Source organism: Rhizobium sp. P1_E1 (assembly GCF_056406015.1).
The window spans coordinates 1-3711 of record NZ_JBFUAY010000331.1 but is presented as its reverse complement, the minus strand read 5'-3'; the positions used below and the strand labels follow the sequence as shown (position 1 = coordinate 3711).

At 54.5% G+C, this 3711-nt stretch carries 4 protein-coding genes and 1 pseudogene; 2 read left to right on the top strand and 3 right to left on the bottom strand.

Going from position 1 to position 3711, the window contains the following annotated elements:
• Nucleotides 1-248: hypothetical protein (locus AC1D1Z_RS35090; RefSeq protein ID WP_477853388.1), on the bottom strand; the 248-nt coding region annotated here is incomplete at its 3' end.
• Between the two features lie 558 nt (nt 249-806).
• Between AC1D1Z_RS35090 and AC1D1Z_RS35085 the strand changes: the two genes are divergently transcribed.
• Nucleotides 807-1022 carry a hypothetical protein gene (locus tag AC1D1Z_RS35085; protein ID WP_130674581.1) on the top strand — a complete coding sequence of 72 codons (216 nt, stop codon included), beginning with the start codon at nt 807-809 and terminating at the stop codon, nt 1020-1022.
• A 13-nt stretch (nt 1023-1035) separates the two neighbouring features.
• Complete coding sequence (locus tag AC1D1Z_RS35080) at nt 1036-1266, top strand: hypothetical protein (RefSeq protein WP_477853386.1); 231 nt, start codon at nt 1036-1038, stop codon at nt 1264-1266.
• 657 nt (nt 1267-1923) lie between these two features.
• On the opposite strand, the pseudogene AC1D1Z_RS35075 reads toward AC1D1Z_RS35080, so the two are convergent.
• Nucleotides 1924-2133: pseudogene (locus tag AC1D1Z_RS35075) on the bottom strand (transposase); the annotation flags it as partial.
• A 205-nt stretch (nt 2134-2338) separates the two neighbouring features.
• Entirely contained in the window at nt 2339-3613 is a 1275-nt protein-coding gene (locus AC1D1Z_RS35070; RefSeq protein WP_063473326.1) for an ROK family protein, read from the bottom strand.
• Nucleotides 3614-3711: the final 98 nt, after the last annotated feature.

The window sequence follows — 3711 nt, the reverse complement described above, 5'->3', positions numbered from 1 at the left end:
TCGAGCGAACCGGAGCCAATGCGAAAGCGGATAGCTGCCTGTCCGGGCGGCGTGACATTGCGCATAATCGCAAACCGCATTCCATTGGCAAGTGTGCCGAAATGGACGTCGGTGTCGGCCTTAATGTCACTTTGCGTTTGTGGCCATGAGGTGGACGAGGTGTCCGCAAAGGCCGACGACGCGAAGCTTGCGAGGGCGACCGTCGCGAGAAACCGCCAGGCGGCGGAGCATTCCATTTTATGAGACATTCTTGTCCAGGGATGAGCATGAAGGGTATGGATGACGCGGTTTCGTGCAGCTTCTAGCATTTGCTTGCTCCTAGATATTCACCTGTGAGGTGACTTTGCATGTCAGCGGCCAGATGCCGTTCGGCCGATGTAGTCTAAGGCGCAGATCGGGGTTTGAAGCTCGCCCAGTCGAACCCCTCGATGATGCGCCGGATCTGACGCATACCCTTTTCACTGATGTTGCGCTGGTAAGCCGGGTCGACGTAAAAATCGGTCGGATTGATCAATTCAAAGATAGGCATTCCGGCCGGTGGTGCTTGCGGCCAAACCAGATATACCGATAGGTGCTATTGGGCGAATGTTTTCCTGCATCTGCGCTCCTCGCGTTTGTCGTCCAGAACGTGAGTGAGGAGCATTTGCAAAGAAACTGAACACGACGCCGTATCGTTACTAACGTCCACAGGCCGCCGACCTCTTTTGGCGCAATGTGTGGAAACTTGCGTTACGAAACATACGCGGCGTGATTGACATGCATGCAAGCGCTGCCACTGTGTCGAATAACACGAATTGGAGCCCACCATGACCCCTGCTCGTTTCACCGAATGCCTTCTGCACATCCGCTGGACGCCAATAAATCTTGCCAGYGCGCTGCAATGTGATCTCTCGTGGGTGGAGGCGCTGGAAGCTGGGAATGTTGAAGTGCCGTCAGGGTTATCAGCGTGGCTGGAGACGCTTGCTCAGTGCCATGAAGCAGCAGGAATCCCTACGACCTATCGCGGGCGGGGACACGAGTGAGGAGGAGAAGTGGATGGCAAAGATCACTGTTTATCRCACACAGAAGTTCGACATCTCGACTGACGAGTTCAGATATTCCTTGCGATATTGGACGAGGGAAGGCGCCAAAATTGCGGATCTGACGATTGATGAAGGCTCTGCAGTGGAAATTGACGAAGAAGATTTAACGCCCGAAGGCCTTTGTACGGATCGGGGATACAATCCCGACCGGCTTCGGGGTTTCCAGACCTGCGTAATACCGTGAAAAGCACCGCCCTTTCGCTACATGACCAACAACTATCAGCCGAAATACAGATGGCGCGAAACCTGCCCTGGGGGAAGGCAAACAGGATTTCACAGGTCGGCCCATCCGGCTCGACACGACCACTGATGGCGCGATCGGCATGTGGCAATAGAACGGCGRCTTTGCCTCCCGGGTGCGGCAGAGGATCATGCCGCAACAAGGCTGGGCTGAGACGGCGCGTTGGCGCCGCGTCACTGTTAAAGCGGAAGACATTGACGATGCGATAACCACTTTCCCGTTTTGCTTGTGCTTAAGCTCGAATGCTCGCGAAAAGTCCGTGTAATCACAATCCCAATGCAGTAGGACTACAACCGTAAATAAACTTGGGAGGGAATAACATGTCAAAGGTAGTTGTGGCTGCTTTCATCGTCTTAGCGTCTCTGACCTCACAGTCTTTCGCGGGTAGTTGCGATCATTCGTGGCAGCGTGCGAAAGATGGGTCTAGCTGTGGAGGTCGTGCTTCCGACCAGCGGGATGGCGGAAACTGAGTCCGGAAATGCGTTTAGCACTGAGTAAAGGGCTCGCTTAAGCGGGCCTTTTTGATTTCGCCCCTAACATCTTGACCTATTACCATCCTTTAGAAAGGCTTTCGTGATTGCAACTCGAGAAACCGATTGATGGCTGTTCAACCGCGTTCGAGCGCGGTGGAATGACGACCCTTGCGCCTGCGCTGTGACGGAGAACTGCGTCGTAGGTTAGATAGCCATCATAGGCTCCATCGGCAGTGAACTGGTCGATCTCATCGTCGATCTGATCCAGCAACGGCTCCAGCTGCGAGGCATCGCCGGTTTCCTGATCTGTCAGACTATGTGCAATGATCTCGCCTGCCTTTGAAATCGACCATCATCGGCAAACTCAATCTGCCTGCTCATCTTCAACCCGGATCTACGCCTACCATACTGGTTGCAAACCCGGTGAAAAGTTTTGCGACAGAACCGGAAATGGTGCGCACGCAGTCGGAACATTGAGATAGCTCGGCAGCCCCATTTTTGGCGCCGCTCAATACATACCCGAGGATCGCATGCGGAGGCCGCTAGATGACGAAATTCAGCAATTCAGAAAGAAGCAGACTGGCGGCACCGCGTAGAGCAGCCAGGCATTCGCCATCTCCGAAAGCAAGGGCGATATCATCACCTGGGCGATGGAATACCAGATCGTGGAAGCTTTCCTGAATTAGACGAAGAATGGGGCCTCCCCCTCGTACAATGTCCCCGTGAATTACAATGAAATTCGGCGCCATAAACTGCTGGAGGTTCGCCAGGCCAACCGCAATATTGAACGTGTAGTCGCGAATGAGTTCTCTTGCGCCCGGCACGTCCTTGTCGGCCAGCGTCAACAATCGGCTCACATCCAGGGAGAGAGGTCGTGGCAACCGCCTGACCTTAGCTTCGGTCCTTAACCACTTCGAGCTGGCGATCGTTTCCCAGCATCCGCGTCTGCCGCACTGGCACATCCGACCTTTGATGTCTACGGTCGTATGACCGATTTCACCACCTGCACCTGCGGGTCCGCGATAGAGATGTCCATCAAGGTAAAGCGCTCCGCCCAAAGTCTCTCCGATGTAGACCGAGGCGAAGTTTCTCCGACCGCGGCCCTGTCCAAACCAGCGATCCCCAACGAGTAACGCCCTCGTATCTTGATCGACGCAGACTGTGACTCCGAACCGCTTGTTCAATTCGGTTTCGAGCGGAAATCCATCGAGGAAAGGCGCAAGACTGACGGTCACGATCGTGCCAGTCTCCGTATTGATCATTCCTGCAACGGCTACACCAATGCCCAAGATCGGCTTTCCAAATGCGACGGCTTTTTCGACACAGGTGCTTATAATACGGAATGCGTCGGCCGCATTTGCTACGTTCTTCGGAAAGTCGACGGCATGTTGAGCATAGACCTCGCCCTCCAAAGAGACCAAACACGCACTCACGCGGTCGTGCAGCAGGAGCACCGCGCAAATTGGCCTTGCGTCCTTGGAAAACCACAACTTGGTAGCCGGCTTGCCGCCTGTTTCATTGGGAGGGATCACCTCTCCTTCGGCGAGCACCCCCTGATCGAGTAAAGGCTGCACAATCCCACCGATAGTTCCTCGAGTCACACCGGTAACGCGGGCCAGATCCGCCCTGCTAGATGCTCCTATGTCGTACAATGCTTGTAGCAATCGTCCTCGATTTGCGGCCCCTAAAGTTCCCGTCGAGATTAGTTTTTGAGCCAACATAGTGCCCTTACCGCTTTCGCTTTTATGGCTATCGTCAGGGCTGCTCTCATTTTCTCCAAGTCGGAAAGCTTGAAGTCTTCTTATCAACGAGTCCATTTCATCCGATCCTGTTTATGAATCCAACTGAGCCGCAACGTGAGCACTATCGACCGGCTACCCGGAGCTCCCCATTCGGACGGTCTCGGATTATGGCC